Annotated in this window: 15 protein-coding genes and 1 CRISPR repeat array; of the genes, 7 read left to right on the top strand and 8 right to left on the bottom strand. The window is 64.7% G+C overall.

The features are described 5' to 3' along the window. From EV216_RS06165 to EV216_RS06155, 3 genes are read left to right on the top strand one after another with little or no spacing between them, the layout of a single operon-like run. Positions 1 to 1035 (top strand): ATPase, T2SS/T4P/T4SS family, encoded by a 1035-nt coding sequence (locus EV216_RS06165; protein WP_132694185.1) that lies wholly within the window; start codon positions 1 to 3, stop codon positions 1033 to 1035. A 17-nt stretch (positions 1036 to 1052) separates the two neighbouring features. Beyond that, entirely contained in the window at positions 1053 to 1472 is a 420-nt protein-coding gene (locus EV216_RS06160) for a hypothetical protein (protein ID WP_132694184.1), read from the top strand. Beyond that, positions 1472 to 2497 (top strand): TrbL/VirB6 family protein, encoded by a 1026-nt coding sequence (locus EV216_RS06155; RefSeq protein WP_132694183.1) that lies wholly within the window; start codon positions 1472 to 1474, stop codon positions 2495 to 2497. The genes EV216_RS06160 and EV216_RS06155 overlap by 1 nt, the downstream gene beginning before the upstream one ends. Before the next feature lie 295 nt (positions 2498 to 2792). On the opposite strand, the gene cas13a is transcribed toward EV216_RS06155, so the two are convergent. After that, positions 2793 to 6623 (bottom strand): type VI-A CRISPR-associated RNA-guided ribonuclease Cas13a, encoded by a 3831-nt coding sequence (gene cas13a, locus EV216_RS06150; RefSeq protein WP_132694182.1) that lies wholly within the window; start codon positions 6621 to 6623, stop codon positions 2793 to 2795. Positions 6624 to 6919: 296 nt separating this feature from the next. Beyond that, positions 6920 to 7415: direct repeats of the CRISPR family, unit length 36 nt; unit sequence GTCGAAGACCACGCCCATATGAAGGGCGACTACACC. Between the two features lie 176 nt (positions 7416 to 7591). Here cas13a and EV216_RS06145 point away from each other — a divergent pair. Both EV216_RS06145 and EV216_RS06140 read left to right on the top strand, forming a co-directional pair. Continuing rightward, entirely contained in the window at positions 7592 to 8002 is a 411-nt protein-coding gene (locus tag EV216_RS06145) for an MbcA/ParS/Xre antitoxin family protein (protein ID WP_243641992.1), read from the top strand. After that, a complete protein-coding gene (locus tag EV216_RS06140) occupies positions 7999 to 8709 on the top strand; it encodes an RES family NAD+ phosphorylase (RefSeq protein WP_424511169.1) in 711 nt (236 codons plus the stop codon). Before EV216_RS06145 ends, EV216_RS06140 begins: the two co-directional genes overlap by 4 nt. A 445-nt stretch (positions 8710 to 9154) precedes the next feature. On the opposite strand, the gene EV216_RS06135 is transcribed toward EV216_RS06140, so the two are convergent. Next, a complete protein-coding gene (locus EV216_RS06135) occupies positions 9155 to 9541 on the bottom strand; it encodes a type II toxin-antitoxin system death-on-curing family toxin (protein WP_132694180.1) in 387 nt (128 codons plus the stop codon). Beyond that, complete coding sequence (locus tag EV216_RS06130) at positions 9538 to 9720, bottom strand: AbrB/MazE/SpoVT family DNA-binding domain-containing protein (RefSeq protein WP_243641991.1); 183 nt, start codon at positions 9718 to 9720, stop codon at positions 9538 to 9540. The genes EV216_RS06135 and EV216_RS06130 overlap by 4 nt, the downstream gene beginning before the upstream one ends. Before the next feature lie 399 nt (positions 9721 to 10119). Here EV216_RS06130 and EV216_RS06125 point away from each other — a divergent pair, with 399 nt between their 5' ends. Further along, entirely contained in the window at positions 10120 to 11427 is a 1308-nt protein-coding gene (locus EV216_RS06125) for a hypothetical protein (RefSeq protein ID WP_132694178.1), read from the top strand. Then, complete coding sequence (locus EV216_RS06120; RefSeq protein ID WP_132694177.1) at positions 11417 to 12235, top strand: COG3904 family protein; 819 nt, start codon at positions 11417 to 11419, stop codon at positions 12233 to 12235. Before EV216_RS06125 ends, EV216_RS06120 begins: the two co-directional genes overlap by 11 nt. Before the next feature lie 97 nt (positions 12236 to 12332). On the opposite strand, the gene EV216_RS06115 is transcribed toward EV216_RS06120, so the two are convergent. The 5 genes from EV216_RS06115 to tnpA form a co-directional block, all read right to left on the bottom strand. Further along, complete coding sequence (locus tag EV216_RS06115; protein ID WP_165899164.1) at positions 12333 to 13562, bottom strand: aminotransferase-like domain-containing protein; 1230 nt, start codon at positions 13560 to 13562, stop codon at positions 12333 to 12335. 262 nt (positions 13563 to 13824) lie between these two features. Then, positions 13825 to 14121: a hypothetical protein gene (locus EV216_RS06110; RefSeq protein WP_132694175.1), complete on the bottom strand. Its 297-nt coding sequence runs from the start codon at positions 14119 to 14121 to the stop codon at positions 13825 to 13827. Next, entirely contained in the window at positions 14121 to 15749 is a 1629-nt protein-coding gene (gene tnpC, locus EV216_RS06105) for an IS66 family transposase (RefSeq protein WP_132694174.1), read from the bottom strand. The genes EV216_RS06110 and tnpC overlap by 1 nt, the downstream gene beginning before the upstream one ends. Positions 15750 to 15811: 62 nt before the next feature. Next, on the bottom strand, positions 15812 to 16159 hold the full coding sequence (tnpB, locus tag EV216_RS06100; protein WP_132694173.1) for an IS66 family insertion sequence element accessory protein TnpB: 348 nt from the start codon (positions 16157 to 16159) through the stop codon (positions 15812 to 15814). Beyond that, positions 16156 to 16584, bottom strand: a complete 429-nt coding sequence (tnpA, locus tag EV216_RS06095) for an IS66-like element accessory protein TnpA (protein ID WP_207893976.1) — start codon at positions 16582 to 16584, stop codon at positions 16156 to 16158. The genes tnpB and tnpA overlap by 4 nt, the downstream gene beginning before the upstream one ends. Positions 16585 to 16710: the final 126 nt, after the last annotated feature.

Genomic DNA, 16710 nt, shown 5'->3' with positions numbered 1-16710 from the left:
ATGGCGGCAAGCTATCTCGAGGCCTCGCTCGACCGGCTGGGCGCCGCGGTCCGGCGGGACGACACGATCGAGATCTGCATCAATCCCGACGGACGGGCTTGGGGCGAGTTCCAGGGCGACCATTTCATGCGGGGGCTCGGCACCCCGCTCAGCCAGACCGAGATCAGGGACCTCGGCAACCAGATCGCCTCGGCCGCCTCGACCACGCTCGGCGCCCGGAAGCCCATCGTCTCGGTCTCCATCCTCTATCGCGACCGCCCGATCCGGGCACAGGTGATCCAGCCCCCGGCTGTCGAGGGCGGGTTCTCGATCTCGTTGCGGTTCTTCTCCTCGTTGCCGCTGGAGGCGATCCGGCTCGGCTTCCTTTACGGCAGCGAACGCAGCCTCGAAGGCCTGCGCCGGGAACGGAACGCCGCACTGCGCGACGTGGTGGCCTCGGGAGACATTGATGCCGCCTTGCGGTTTTGCGTCGAGAACAAGCTCAACATGATCGTCTCTGGTGGAACTTCGACCGGCAAGACGGTCGCAGCCCGCAAGATCCTCTCGCTGATCCCACCCGAGGAACGGATCATCACCATCGAAGAGGCGGCCGAGCTGCGCCCTGAGCAGCCGAACGCCGTGACGCTGATCGCCGACCGGGACTCGGAAATCCGCAGCGCCGACATGCTGCTGGCCTCGACGCTGCGCATGCGCCCCGACCGGATCGTGCTGGGCGAGGTCCGCGGGCGCGAGGCGATGACCTTCCTCGAGGCGATCAACACCGGCCATGGCGGCTCGCTGACCACGCTGCATGCCGAGACCCCGCAACTCGCCGTCCGCCGCCTCGCCATCGCCGCCCTGAAAGCGCAAGTGCCGATGACCTATGCCGACGTGGTCGACTACATCGAGGGCTCCATCGACGTGATCATCCAGGCCGGTCGCCATGACGGCGCGCGCGGCATCACCGAGTTCTTCCTGCCGGGGCAGGCAGGAGAGCCAGACCAGACCACTGCCGGATCCGGGGAGGCCAAACGCCCCGAGGTCGCGGCGGAATGAACCGAAAGGAGAGCCCCATGCGCAAGATCGCCTTCGCCGCAGCCGTCGTCATGATGGCCGCACCCCTCGCAGCCCAGACCCCGCCTCAGGTGACGAGCGATCTCACCGTCACCCTGTCGCCGCAGCAGTACCGGATCTGCAACGACCGGCCTGCACGGCCGTCCTGGATGGACGAGGTCCATCCGCGCGAGACTTACAGGGTCATTGCGCTGATGGAGCTATACGAAATCCGGGCTTGGGAGGTGATCGCAGGCACCGGCGACTGTGGGTGCGCCGTCCGGTTCCCCGCTTGGGATAGCGTCGAAGGCGAATACCGCGACGACTATGCCAGTCTCACCCAAGCTGAACACTCAGCAATGCGCCGCGAGTGGATTGATCTGCGCAAACAACTTGAGCCGAAAGTTCGCGAAATCTGTGAAGCTCAGGGGATTTGGTAATGGGGGTGGTCGGCTGGATGGTCGCAACCGCCGACGGCTTTCTCGTCGATGCTGCGGAGTCCCAGTTCGGGGCCGTGGCAAGCAATACCGGCACGATCATCCTGCTGATGGTCACGCTCTCGTTGATCGGCGTCTGCATCAACATGGCCTTCCAGTTCCGCAGCATGGATGGGGCCAGCTTCTTCTGGTACCTCGTCAAGCTGACCCTGATAGGGCTCTTCGCCTTTAACTGGACCAATTTCAACGCCGTCGCGAATGCCATCATTGGTGGCCTCGACTATGTCGCAGGCGCGCTGATCTCCTCTGTGGGAGCGGGCGGAGCAGGGGCAACACACTTCGCGGGCGAATTCGACATCCTGATCGAGAAGTTCAGCCAGTACCTGAACGCCATTGGCAGCAACCTGAACTGGATGACCGGCGCGATCCTCGGCGGCATTGGTCTGATCCTCCTGAGCCTGCTCGGCTTCATGACCGGCATCGTCCTCATCTTCGCCAAGATGATGCTGACCCTGATGCTGGGCCTCGCCCCAATCATGATCGCGCTGTCGCTCTTCGATGCGACCAGGGATTTCTTCCACAGGTGGGTCTCGACGACGATCAGCTACGCCTTCTACCCCATCGTCATCGCCGCCATGTTCTCGACCGTCATCGGCATGGCGAATTCGCTTCTCGCGCAACTCGGCGACCCCAACTCCGCGACCAACATCGGCTCGCTGGTCCCGTTCTTCGTAGTGGTGTTCCTGGCCAAGGGCTTCGTCGCTGCAACGCCCCTGATCGTGCGGGGGATTTCAGGGAACCTGATGGTCGTGGCGGCACCGGCCATCGCCAACGGGTCGGCAGGTGTGATGGGTGGCCTGTTGAACACATCGGGTGTTCAGAACCGAGCCCGGATCGGAGCCTTGACGACGGGCGAGGCGATCGGGCGCGGGGCATTGCAGGCGCCGGCGGCGGTGCGGACCGCTGCAGCGACGGCCAGCGCGCAGGTGGTCCGGATGGCCGAACGGGCGAAGCGGTTGGGGCGATGACGGCACTCTCGCAGGCAGACTTAAAAGTCCGCCGCCCAGGGAGCCAATGGACCATGCGCGGAAGCTGCCTAACGCCGCTGAAGCAACACACCCGCAGAGTTCGACGAATGTGGTCGATCACATGAGGTGCAGGCCAACCGGCGCAAACTGGGGGTGCCGCCGCGCAGGTTGAAGGGCGAGGTCCGGCCCGGAGCGGACATCCTGCGGATCCTATAACCGCTGCGGTGCGGCAGCGATTGCCGCCATTCGTGGGCGGCGCGGCGACGCCTTGGTCCGCACTCACCGTTGATGCTCTTCATCGCGGAGCATGATAGGCGCGGCGCTTTGGTGGGGATTTGCGAGGTCCTGCCGGCCTGTGTCGGTGAGTCTCCTTGCTGTTGTGGGGTTCGGCCGCCCAGTCGATGGACGAAAGATCCAAGTTTGTTACATCGTCCTCTTCGACGACTTTCCCGCCGAACAACCGTGCGACAGCTTCCAGGTGGGTTGGGCTGTGCAGGTTCTCCCGGACCGGCTCCGGGCGACGGTCTCCGCCGCGAAACGCGAGTTTTCGACCGCCGAGGTGCACAGCAGGCTTGGCGCCGATCCGGGCGTTCTCGAGGTCGTGCCGGTCGGTCATGTCCCAAGATAGCGTCAGGCCCTCACGTGCGAGCAACTCCTTGATCGATTTCGAGACGGCGTTCTTCAGCTTGCGATCGTAGGACATCAGCCCGCGGGTTCGATTGACCAACGTGGTTAGATCCAGGGCGAAGCTGTCGTCATGCAGGAGGTTGAAATGGGACAGGTCGTTGCGGATGTCGCGCAGGCAGGTGTCGCCCCTCTCGTCGGCTTCCAGCAGCCTGATACCAGAACAGTCCATTCCAAACAGCCGCTCCAGATCCTTGCGCAGCTCTTCGGCAAGGTCTTTGGAATGCGGGATCTGCTCGCGAAGCGCGGCAAGAACTCGGCCGTTGGCGAGGAGTGCGAGCCGACTTTTCGGCTCGTCGATGGGCCCGCTGAAGACTTCGTCGGGTCGCGCGCCTTTCTCATCCAGCAGGCCCAGCATCGCGAAATAGAGATCGCGCTCGAACATGCCGGAAAAATCGACCAGTCGGCCGAGGACGGTCATCAGCAGCCGGTGGACTTGCACCTGGTCAGTGAGGGTGACGCGTGAGGCGAGACGCCGGTGACGGGCGATGCCACAGAGCGCGGTCACGTAGTCCTCCAGGTGTTTTGGGTCGACCGTTTTCCGCTTCTCCTTCGCCTTCACCCAGCGCTCGTGCGCTTCTTCTTTCCTGGCTTGCAGCGCTGCAACGTTGTCCGGTCGCTCTTCGATCTCCAGACGCAGGTAGTCACCCACTTCCTTGTCCGTGATCCTGGTATCCTCGGCGAAGGACGCAACCAGGCCGTGATGGCCGAACCGCATGATCTCGCGAAGGCCGCGCTTTGGAACCCGGCGGTCGAGACGCTCGTCGGCCTCGGCCGGGAAGATGCGCGCGAATCCGGGCCGACTGGCGAAAAGTGCGGCGAAGGGTTCGCAGCCGGTCAGCGCATCGCCGCCCTCGAACTTCGCATCGTGCATGTCGAGATGCTGGATGAGCGTGTGGACCAGACGCTTCAGATCTTCTTCGTCGGCGGTCCTTTCAGCTTTTGATGGATCATCGGTGACATTGGCGTTCAATAGGTCGTCGGCGAGCCGCGAGGTGACGGTCCATTTCGCCAGCTGGTGCAGCAGCCGGCCGGCCTCGCCCACGGGCACGAGATGCAGCAACAGGTAGAGCGCGGCCTGCCAGTCCTCCGGCCTCACCGGTTCCGCCGCGCTCCCGATCTCCTGCAATGTGCATTTGGGTGCGGCAGGCAAGGGCGTTTCCGGCTTGAGGTCGCATATGAAGGTCAGCGGCCGCCCGTTGGCCTGTGGGTTTCTCAGCCAGGCATCGAAGGCGAGGGCGACCACGTCGCACAGCAGGTCATCGATATAGCCGGCCTGTTCCTTCGCGGCCTCGCCGTCATGGCCGTAGCCGCGCTGGACCCGCATCTCGCTGGCGGTTGCGGAGGAGAGATCGAAAAAGAAGTCCCCGATCCCTCGTTCCCCGGAGAGCCTCGGAAGGCTTTCGGCCTTGGCCGCGATGACCGACCTCTTATCGTCCTCTCCCCTTTTCGCGTTCATGTCTTTCGCGGCGCGCGTGGTTCTTTCGATCGCCCGGTCGATCCAAGCGTTGACCTCTTCAGGCGCGCGGGCGATCAGCCAAGACCGGAACGGCCGTTCGTAAAGCGCCTTCAGGATTGTATAGCGGCACCGCCGCGCCGGGTCTTCCAACTGTCTGCGGTTTGCCGTGGGTGGAAGGACCAGAGCCTCCTTGCCCTTCCATGTGTTCTCGGCACGGCCCAGCACCCGGCGGAAGCGTGGGATCGGCAAGGACTCCTTTGGCGGTGCCTCGTCGAGCAGCGTCAGAATCGAGGCGTTCTGGTCCTCTTCGAAGTAGTGTGCGGCATGGGCCCCGGTCAGGGCTGCACGAAGCCGCCCGGCGCGGGCTGTCGCGTCCTCGCGCCAGAGCGCATGCGCCGCGGCCAGAATGGACGGGACCATCACCTCTTCCGACCCCAGTTTCTTCAGCGCTGCCAGGAATCCGCCGCGGCCGGTGAAGTGGAAGCTGCTGTTCCGCAATGCGAGCCCCGCGCGGATCACCGAGGCGAGCAGGGCTTTCCGGCCGTCATCGTCCGATGGGAAGAGGGCGGCGCGCGCTCCGAACAGCAGTCGGACCTTTTTGTCGTGCCAGGCGGGATCGAAATTCGCCCTTCCGATTGCTTGATCCACCTTGTTCGCGCTGCCCAAAACATCCCCGAGGTCATTATTCATTGAGGCCCAATCCCGCAGGGTCAGCGATGCCATGGCAATGGTGTGGCGCCACACCCGGACGAACGCCTCTGATCGCTTGATCGCCGACTGGCCGTCGCTGGTGAGATAACGGCTGGCGGACAGGTCGTCGGGCCAATGTGTCAGCACATAAGCCAGGCGATCAGCGTCCGGCACGTCCGGTGTCTTGCTTTCCGCCTCCGCTGCCGCGGCTGCAATGTCGAACGCCGTATAGTGGATCAGCTTGCCGCGCCGGATCAGCGCAGACAGATCACGGTTCCGGCTGCGGTGCTGCACCAGCCGCAGCAACTCGCCCGCGTTCTTCGGCAGAACCGTCGTCACTGGCGCCTGCTGCGGCGGCTTCACGCCCTTTTTCAGGGTCTTCGGTTGTGTCCGGCGTTTCAGGAGCTTCGCATAGGCATCCTTCACGGCCATATGCAGCGCGAAGAGCTCCGGCTCCTTCTCCTCGGCCTCGCGGATGGAATAGGCCGTGCGCGTGCCGGGGGCGTGGAACAGGCGCGTCCAGTGCCCGTGCAGGATCTTCGCGGCGAGGGCGAGGCGCACCGGGCCTCTCGGCACGTCGTTCAGGCCCTGCTCCCGATCCCGGGCTGCGGCGAAGATCTCTGCGGCCACGTCCTGCCGCATGAAATAGCGGGTGATGGCCTCCCTCGACCAGCTGCCGACTGGGCGCTTCCGCGGCTCGGCCACCAGCACGTTGCCCTCGATGCTCTTGGCGCGCGCCTCGATCAGGCCCTTTCGCTTCTCGGGCCGCTTGGGGTCGATCCGCAATTCGGCCACATGCAGATGGTGATCCATCAGCGCGGCGATGGCGGCCACGTCTGCCTGTTCTGGCTCGGCATTGGCGGCAAATCGGCCATACCAGCGGCCCTGCGGTTTCGGCTCGCCCAGCGGCTTTCCATCCTTGCCCTTGCGGGGCCGATACTTGGCATCGCCATAGGGATGCGTCTTGAACCGCCAGAGCGCGGCGACATAGGGGTCGGCCTGGGCCGCGGCGCTGATCCGGTCCGCGGCACACATCTGCGCCCAGGCCGCCCGGCCCAGACGGTCGCGGAAGGCGTGCTGCGCCCTGGTTGCGCCCTGGGTGCCCTGCGGCTTGGTCGCGATCCGGTCGAGCACCGAGATCCACTGCGCGATCACCAGGGCGTCATGGCTCTGCGCGAAGTCCGGTATCTCGTGGCGCGCCCGGGCCGCGGTATTGTCGACCAGAACCCGGGTCTGTCCGCGCTCTCCGCCCAGATCTGTCCGGCTTTCCCCGTAGGGACGAACGATCCGCATATCCCACCACCCCCTTCAATCACCACCCGGCCGAAATCGGCAGGGAAAGGAAATCGGGTTTCGGGTCTCGTATCAAGTCAGGCTTGCCGAAACGGAACGGCTGGCGTAGCCTCGAAGCAGCACTGGAAATCGGCCAGTCGCCCTTGGAAGATGATGAAACGTCTGGAGGAAAGGGAGAATTCGACGTTCTCGGCAAAAACGGATTAGAAAGCGGGCTGGTTCGATGCGCGTGCGCCGTTTTCTCTTGGAGAAAAGCCTGTTTTTTCCGACTTGCACCAATGCTTTGCGAAGAGTCAGTCGAAGACCACGCCCATATGAAGGGCGACTACACCAACGCCCAGCGCGAAGTTGCGGATGCCGTCGTCGAAGACCACGCCCATATGAAGGGCGACTACACCCAGTTCCTCCATTCGGATGGATGCACAGTCGTCGAAGACCACGCCCATATGAAGGGCGACTACACCGGTTGTTTCCCCTCCTATGACGTTAAATGCGTCGAAGACCACGCCCATATGAAGGGCGACTACACCGCAAGCGGCATGACGAAGGGGGCCAGTTTGTCGAAGACCACGCCCATATGAAGGGCGACTACACCCCAGCACAGTCACGGTCGTTGTGGCGAGCGGTCGAAGACCACGCCCATATGAAGGGCGACTACACCTCCTGAAACGAGTTGCCGCTTCCCTCAGCGGTCGAAGACCACGCCCATATGAAGGGCGACTACACCACTCACGCCACGCCTGCCAGCCGCCCGATGTCGAAGACCACGCCCATATGAAGGGCGACTACACCCCGGTGCAGGCGTTGCCCCACTGGCAGGCCATGGCCGGTCGAAGACCACGCCCATATGAAGGACGATGGTCTATGCTGCCCGCGCACCAGGCTTGAATGACATCTGAACGATGCGCGCGGAGGGGTTATGGACTTTTGGCCGCAAATCGTTAGATTGTGGTCAGAAGGGAATGCCCATGCTCCGACCCGTCGAAACACCCGATACCGCGCCGCAAGACGGCTACAGCCCGGACGAGATCGCCGCCATGCAGCGGGCGATCCTTGCGCTGATGGACCGCTGGGGCGTGCGCGACGAGGACGCCGCGCGGCTTCTGGGCGGCATCTCGGTCAAGACCTATCGCCGCTGGCGTGCGGGCGATTACGGCCGCGTCGCCCGCGACCTTGCCGACCGGATGTCAAACCTTCTGGGCATCCACAAGGCCCTGCGCATCCTGTTTCAGGACCCGGCGCGCGCCCATGCCTGGATCGCGAAACCCAACGCTTCCTTCGGCGGGGCCTCTGCGCTCGACGTGATGGTGCGGGGTGGCGGCATGGACGACCTTCAGCGCGTGCGCCGCTATCTCGACAGCGTGCGCGGCGGGTGGTGAGCCTGCCCACAGCGCGGGTCGCCTGGGGCCGGACCCATCGCCTGGTGATGTCGCACTTCCCGCCCATCGACCTTTACGACGACATCGCCGACCCGCGCGACTGGGAGTTGATCACCGCCGCCGTCCAGCGCACCAACCCCCGGCTGGCCGCCACCTATGGCGACCCGTCCCTGGTGCCGGTCGAACGCCGTGTCTCGGGCGAGGGAGCATCCTGGGTGATGGCGGCGTTCGTCCACGTCTCGCCCGACCGGCGGTCGCGGTTCAGCGACGGCAGTTTCGGGGTCTACTATGCCGGCGACACGCTGGAGACGGCGCTGCGCGAGCACACCTTCCACATGGCGCGGTTCTACGCGAGCACGGGCGAGGATCCCGGCTGGATCTCCGAGGTGCGCGAACTGGTCGGGGCGATCGACGCAGACCTGGTCGACCTGCGCGGGCCCGACGGCGCCGCCTACCTTGACCCCGATCCGGCGCGCTATGCGGCGCCACAGGAATTGGCGAAGTCGCGGCGGGCGGCGGGCGCGGACGGAGTCGTCTATCCGAGCGTCCGGAATCCGGGCGGTCAGTGTATCGGGGTCTTCTGGCCCGATGTGGTGAGCCTGCCCCGGCAGGCCGACCACTACCGCTATCACTGGGACGGCGAAAAGGTGGACTACGTCCGCCGCATCAGCGGGGACCGGGCGATCTTCGACCTGTCGCTACGTTGAGGAAAGCTTGTGAAAACGCTGTCGGAACCAGTCCATCGCATGCCAGTCCGTTCGGGACGATACCGAAAGGACACGACTGCGGCCGTAAAGAGTGCAGAAACGGGGGCCATCTGGAACAAACCGATCCTTTCGCTCCGAGCCCAGCCGAATAGGGCCGAGCCAGTTTCCGACTTCTGGAAGTCCGGTATGAGGACGTCGGCCAGCAACCGAGCTATTGCAGCGAATTCACACTTTCCGCCCTCCTTGACCGTTGCTGTCATGCTGGGCCCGGACGAGGCGAACGTCAAGAATGGGCTGCCTGCGGCCGATCAGGGCTGAGGTTGAATGGCACCAGAGCCCCCCCTCCGTGGGCCAGCCCCTTGCGAAGAATGTTGAAGAGCCGACTGGAGCGCCAATCGCGACGTGCTTGTTGGTGTCCTCGGCCCTCGAAGAAAACTTCGGTGAGTCAGATCTCGCTCATGCCAGTCGCCAGCCACCTGGCGAAGTCCGCCTCGCTGATCTCTCCCGCCGCCAGGGTCTCCATCATCCTGACGCCCTTGATCGTGTCGGGGCGGAAAGAGTAGCCGTTCAGTCGCAGGAATGTGAGCGCCGTCACGAAGGCCGTGCGCTTGTTGCCATCCACGAAGGCATGAGCCCTGCAGATGCCGAAGGCATAAGCCGCGGCCATCTCCGCAAGCCCGGAGTCGGTGTAGGCCGCGAGGTTCATCGCGCGAGCGCAGCCCATCTCCAGGAGCGCCCGGTCGCGCATGCCGGACGCGCCGCCATGCCGGGCTATCTGTCTGTCATGGATCGCAAGGACCGCGGCGAGCGGAACCCAGACCGGCTCGCTCACGCAAGTGCCTGAAGCAGGTCGCGGTTTTCGTCCATCACGATCTCCGCGGCGGCCAGCGCGGCGGCGACCGCGGGATCGTGCGGCGTGATCTTCAGGCTGCCGTCGTCTCCGCGCATGACGAAGAGCGTGTCACCCTCCTTCGCGTCGAGGATGGTGAGCATTTCGGTGGTCAGGGTCATGACGGCAGAATTGCCAACTCTCCGGATCCTGGTTTCGATCATGGCGCGACTCCTTGGATATATGAAAGTATATACATCTTTGGTCCGTGGTGCACAAGCCCTCGACGCTTGTCGTCAGGGGCTGGGCCCGGCGGGCCTCCGTCAGGTTCTGATCTCGCTTGCGCGGCGAAGGACTGGTTCGTTGACGCCGCGCCGCGGCGTCCATCCGGTCGACGAAGGTCGGCTCCGGGCCGAACGGCGCTTTCGACACCTTCAGACATCCGCGGCTCGATCAAGCATCAAGGATCGGTCGCACGACAGACTCGCGCTGCAGACTTGGCTTGCGCGGACCGAAAGACGCAATACGATCTCAGTCCGTTGTGACGGCTCAGCCCTACCCAATCCTGAGGATCAGATTTGATGACATCCAATGAACGGCGCCTGACTGCAGCCGAAAGCAAAGGGTTGCGCACAGCCCGCGAGTTGGAGGGGCATCTGGCTTGGCTCGACACGATAACGCCGGCAGCACTCGGCATCCTGGCCATCGCATCGGGCATCTACACCTATCTCGGCGTGTCCTCGTTGCTCGAGGATACGGGCGCGATGAGCTTCTTTGCCGCCGTCGCCTATTCCATCGCCGTCTCGGTCGGCATCTTCGTGTTCTGGAGCTACATCCTGCGCCTCTTGCCATCGATGAGGACGGCCAGCGGTTTCATCGGCCTGACGCTCTCCACGATCGTCGGCTCGCTCGCGATCATCGCGATGTCGAGCTGGCTGAACGCGGCGGCGCTGGCCGGGTCGGCGGCGGTGGAACAGCATCTCGCCAAAACCGTTCAGGAATATCAGGCCGCGCTGGAACAGGCGCATGATATCGCCCTGCGGGGACAGGCGCTGGGTCGCGAGGTGGAGCGCACGCGCCTGACCTTTGAGGAACTTGCCGATCGCGAAGCACGCGAGGGAGGCACCACGGGCGTGGCGGGCGACGGGGCGGTCGCGCGGCTTCTGGCGCAGACCACCGACCGTTTGCGCTCGCTCGAGGAGATCATCGCGGCGCAGGACGCCCGCATCGAGGCCGCCTTCGAGGAGGGCAACCGCCTGCTCGGCCAGATGCGGGCCCTGACTGTCGCCCCCGGCCCGGTCGAACAACGCTCGGTCGCCTTTTCCGAGGAAAGTGTCCGACTGGCGGGCGTGATCGCCAGCCTCAACCAGTATTCTGTGGCGCCTCTCGTGGCGCGGGCGGCAGCGGATCTGCCCGCCAGCATCATCCTGCCCGAGCTAGACGGCGGCACCGCAGCGCTCAGAAGCACGCAATCCGAGACCATGGCGGCGGTTTTCGCCTCGGTGGAACGGCTCAGCGCCAGTCTGGGGGAGGCGGCAAGCGAGGTGCTGGCCATCGAGCCGCCACAGGAAACGGCCTACAACCCGATTTCCAGCGCCGATGCCGTGATACGCTATGCCGGAAGCTTCGTTCCCTCATGGGCGGGCGCGATCGCCATCGACCTCTTGCCGGGGGTTCTGGTCTTCGTGCTGGCCGTCACTCAGGCCGCGATCCGGAGCGGGCGGGACGGGCTCAGCATCGAGGAGACGCTGACGCTGGCCGATCTGAAGGCCGCGATCAACGCGATGCGGGATGTCGAAGCCTCGATGGGCGACGCGGAATCCGAAATGCTGCGCCGCCTGCGTTCCGAGCGCGCCGCGCCAGTGGATCGGGCGCCCGATGCCGACTGAAACCGCGGCCCGGACCGGCAAGGCCGAACCGGCCCGCAGTCCCTTCACGATCCGGCGGGGCCTGCGCTACGCCCTCATCGCGCAGGTTGCGGTGGCGGCCTTGGTGCTGCTCGTGGATCTTGGCGACCGCTTGCCCACTGGCCTTGGCGGCGGCACGACCAATCCGCTGACATCCCCGGTCTTGCCGGGCGATCAGGTGCGGCGGCACGATCCCAACCGTGCGCTTCCGACTTTTACCGGCCCGTCCGAGGCGCCCACAATCACCCTTCCTGAGAATCTTCCGCCGCGACTAAACTTCAGCCTCCAGACGGAGGAGGCGCAGGGCCCCCTGATCGTCGCGGCGGGCCCCATCGAGCCGGGCGATGCGGACCGCTTCGACGCCTTTCTTGCCAGTCTTGCCGAGGTGCCCGGCCAAGTCGCCCTGCACAGCCCCGGCGGGAATGTCGACGAAGCGCTTGACATCGGGCGCAGGCTTCGCGCGCGCGAGCTGTCCACCACGATCCTGCCGGGCACAATCTGCCTGTCGGCTTGCCCCTATATCCTTGCCGCGGGCGTGGAGCGGGCCGTGTCGCTGCGGGGGTCCGTGGGGCTGCATCAGCATTACTATGAGACGCCGGGCTACATGCCTGCCTTTCTGGCCGTGGAGGATATCCAGCGCAGTCAGGGCAGAACGATGGAATATCTGATTGAGATGGGGATTGACCCTGGTGTCATGCGCTTCGGACTTTCGACCGCGCCCGAGGACATCTACGTTCTGGTCGAGGCGGAACTGATCGACAGCCGCATGGCCACAACGACCTTGCCCTAGCGGTCACGGCGCGAGGGGCGGAGAGCAGTCTTTCAGGGTTCCACCGCTTGACCGTATCATGAACGAGTGACCTGATGCATGCAGAAGCCTGCGCGAATTATTCTCTTCCTCCCGAAGTGATGGCCCGCGTCGCTCCATAAGCGGCAGCCCGGATTTCGGCGGTCTCGAAGCCAGAGTAGCCGATGACAAGCCCCTGTTGTGCAGGGGCCTTGAGGAACATCTGCGACAAGCGGCGGCTGCTAAGACCGCCCGCCTGCCCTAGGCGCTGCAGTTCGGCATCCGCTTCGTCGCCGCGGGCATAGGCTATCAGATGCAGCCCCTGATCGGGGATCATCACATCCAGCGGTGCCGCGGATAGCCCCTCGACCAGCGCGTCCCGCGCCATCCGGCAGCGCTTGCGTGCGCGACGCAGGTGCGCGGCGTATTGCCCCTCGGACATGAACCTGGCCAGCACCGTCTCGATCAGCGGGTTGGGATAACGGTCAGTCAGGTCGCGCAGCCTGCGGACTGTTTCGACAACCTCGACCGGTAGCACCGCGTAGCCCAGCCGCAACCCGGGTGCCAGCGCCTTGGAGAAGGTGCCGAGATAGATGACGCGGCCCGCCCGGTCGATACCGTGAAGTGCAGCAAGAGGTGGGCCGGTGAAGCGGTATTCGCTGTCGTAATCATCCTCGATGATCCACGCGCCAGCTCCCTGTGCCCAGTCCAGCAGCGCCAGACGGCGCGGCATCGAGAGCGTCGCGCCAAGCGGGAACTGGTGGGACGGTGTCAGATAGACCGCCTCGGCCTCGGGCGCGGCGAGCATACCTGCGGCGGGGTCAAGGCCATCTTGGTCCACCGGCACCGGGATGATTGTCAGCCCAAGGCTTCGAAACAGGTTCAGCGCCTGCGGATAGCATGGGTCTTCGACCCAGATCCGACTTTTGGGCTGCATAAGCGCCCGACCGATCAGCGACAGGGCCGATTGCGTGCCCGACGTGATCATCACCTGATCGACTCCGGCCCGGATGCCGCGCGTGGCTCGCAGGTAATCCACGATTTCACGGCGCAAGGACACGTCACCGAAGGGATCGCCGTAGTGTAGGAACTCCGGCGGGGGGCGCATCAGCGCCTCGCGGAAGAGGCCGCGCAGATCGCGCAGTGTCTTGTCGTCGGCCGTGCCGCCACCCAGCTTGCCCGGCGCTGGGGGCGTGGACCAGACATGCTTTGGCTGCAGCGGAAGCTTTTGGCCCATGATGCGACCCTTGTTCCAAGGCGCGCGGGCCGGGCAAAGAGCGGGCAAGGTTTCTATGGTCATGACGGTACTCCCCTCCGCCACGCCCACCACGTCCTCGGCTCCGCCGACCAGGAAGTGTAGCACCGATTCATCCGCCCTTGACGGCATATGGTCCTCACCCTCTGTGCGGCCTGTCGATGTGAACAAGCTCCTAGAGCGCGTGAAGCCCCACACTTGGGACCTTGCATCCTGCCTAGACGAGTATCTCCGCCTCGATTCCATCAACGAGAAGCCAAGCCGCCTTGCCGCTGATGCTCTGATCCGAGTGGCAGGCAACAAGGCGATTGACACCTACACCGTAACCAGCCGGTTGTTACTGCGGTGACTGGGCCTTGATGCGGGCGACGAGGTCTTCGTCGTCGACAAAGTCGTCGAGGAACGCATGCCAGGTTTCGGTGGTGATGCGGGCGTCCCTGAGCATGTCTTTCAGGTCGTCAATGCCATCATCGGTCAGGGCGGTGATGGTCTCTTCCGCGCCGGTATAGACGCTGATGATTGCGCCGTAGGTCAGATTGTCGTCGTTGTAGACGATGGCTTCGAGAAGCTCGGGGTCTTCGCCCAGCATCCTGGCGACGTAGTCGAGGGTGCAGACATGGCTGACGGTTGCCATCAGGCGGCCTCGGGCAACGCATTGGTCAGCGGCGACCAGTTCCAGGGCAACAACTCGTCGAGCCGATTGATCTTGTGATCATGGATGCGGGTCAGGATGTCGGCGAGGTAGGCCTGCGGATCGAGGCCGTTCATCTTGGCGGTCTCGATGACGGTCATCGCGCGGGCCAGCGTTTCGGCGCCGGTGTCGGCCCCGGCGAAGAGCCAGTTGCGGCGTCCGATGCCGATCGGGCGCAGGGCGCGCTCGGCGGGATTGTTATCGATGGCCACCCGGCCGTCTTCGAGGAACAGGCTGAAGGCGCCTCCTCGGCTGAGGCCATAGCGGAAGGCATTGGCCAGATCGCCCTTGCCGGGGATCAGCGCGAGCTGCTGGTCGGCCCATGCGAAGAAAGCCGCAACCTTCGGGGCGCTGTGCTTCTGGCGCGCGGCAAGGCGGATGTCTGCGGAACGCCCGGTGAGCTCCCGCTCGATGTCATAGAGCGCGCCGATGCGGTCGAGCGCCTCGCGGGCGATCGCGGATTTCGTCTTGTCCCATTCATCATGGAAGTCACGTCGCAGGTGAGCCCAGCAGGCAGCCTCACGAAGGCGGGGCCTCCCGTCTGGGTCAGGACCATAAAGCTTCGCATAGCCCTTGTAGCCGTCGGCTTGGAGAATGCCGCGGGTCTGGGCCAGATGGCGATGGACGTGTTCTTCCCGCCAGTCCGGCGCGAAGGCATAGACCGCCCCGGGTGGCGACGCGCCTGCCCAGGGGCGCTGATCGCGGACATAGGTCCAGATCCGGCCCTTCTTCACGCCCTTGCCCAGCCCCTTGTCACGCTGAGACCGGTCCAGCACCCGGATCGGCGTGTCATCGGCATGAAGCAGATCGCTGGCCATGACATCGGCCTCGATCCTCTCGATCAGCGGCTGCAGCACCTTCATGGCGCGGCCGCACCAGTCGACCAAGGTGCTGTCGGGGATGTCCGCCCCCATGCGGGCGAAGATCTCGTGCTGGCGATAGAGAGGAAGGTGATCGTCGAATTTGGCGACGAGGATTTGGGCCAGAAGGCCCGCCCCGGCCATGCTGCCCGGGATCGGCCGACTGGGGGCGGGCGCCTGCACCATGCGCTCGCAGCGGCGGCAGGATTTCTTGGGCCGGGTGATCTGGACGACCTTCAGCTGCGCCGCGATCAGATCCAGCATATCGCTGACGTCCTCGCCCACCACGCGCAGATCGCCGCCGCAATCGGGGCAGCAGCTGCCGGGGTCGGGTTCCTGCCGCTCGCGCGGCGTGCTGTCCGAAACCCGGAGACGACGGCGGGATGGGCGATCGGCGACCTCGCCGGCGACAGTCGTTTCCAGGGCATCATCGCCCTGACCGTCATCCACGACCGCAGTCTCGCACTCGGCCGAGGCGATCAGCAGATCCTCCAGCGCCAGTTCCAGCTGCTCGATCTCACGTTCGATCTTTTCCGAGGACTGGCCGAACACCTGCTTCTTCAGCTTGGCGATGCGCAGCCGCAGGGTCTGGATCAACTGGTCATGCGCGCGCAACGTGGCCGAGATATTCGCGTTCTCAGCCTGCAAGGCGGCGATCAGCGCCTTCAGAAGCGCCGGGTCATCAGGAAGAGCTTGGGCCACATTCGACATGCGCCCGGATACCGCAAATCCGCAAGAAACGCCATAGAAACAAGGCGCTCCATCGCCATTCCTTAGCCTACGCGAGCGGGCGGCGCACCCCAGTCCGGCCTGCGCCAGTCAATCTCTTCCCAGAGCATGGCGAGCTGCGCCGAGGTCAGACGCGCCGCCCCGTCACCGCGCGCAGGCCAAGGGAAGCGCCCCTTCTCCAGAACCTTGTAGTAAAGGCAGAAGCCTTGCCCATCCCAGTGCAAAAGCTTCAACCTGTCGCCGCGGCGACCACGGAACGCGAAGACGGCGCCACCGGTGGGCTTCTGGCGCAGATGATCCTGCGCGAGCGCGGCCAACCCCTCGATGCCTTTCCTCATGTCCGTCACACCACAAGCCAGATAGACGCGGACGCCGGTTCCCGGTCCGATCATGCCGCTTCCACCGCCCGGGTAACTTGCGTCAGCATGGCCGCGTCCAGGGACGGGGCGAAGCGTAGGCAGCGGCCATTCCCCAGCTTCAGCTCGATCTGCGGAGGCCGCGGTGCTTCTGATGTGGTGACCGTCGTCGGAACCGCCCGTTCCAGGGGCCTTTCCAACTCCACCGGCAGGAACAGCGCCTCCGGACATGCCGAAAGCAGACCCTGCTTCTTCAACTCATGCCGCCAGGCATAGATCTGATGCCGCGACACATCGTGCCGCTGCGCAACCTGCGTCACCGTCGCGTCGCCCATGCCTACCGATAAAACGATCTCGAGCTTCTCATCGTCGCTCAACCGTCGCCGCCGCTCCAGCCCAAGAATATCGCCCCGCATCACCAGCCCCACATAAGATACGTTGTTAACGACGTCGTTATGCACGTGCCTTAATCGATCAGGCCAAGCTCTGGCAGGCAGCGCCAACCGGGCCGTTACACTCGACTCTTGATCGGACCAGAGCTTTCGTGACCGCGGCTGTCCCTGTCTGAGGGCCTCGCTCTGAGAAGC

The organism is Rhodovulum steppense (assembly GCF_004339675.1).
Taxonomy (GTDB): Bacteria; Pseudomonadota; Alphaproteobacteria; order Rhodobacterales; family Rhodobacteraceae; genus Rhodovulum; species Rhodovulum steppense.
This window is presented reverse-complemented; position numbering and strand designations above follow the sequence as displayed.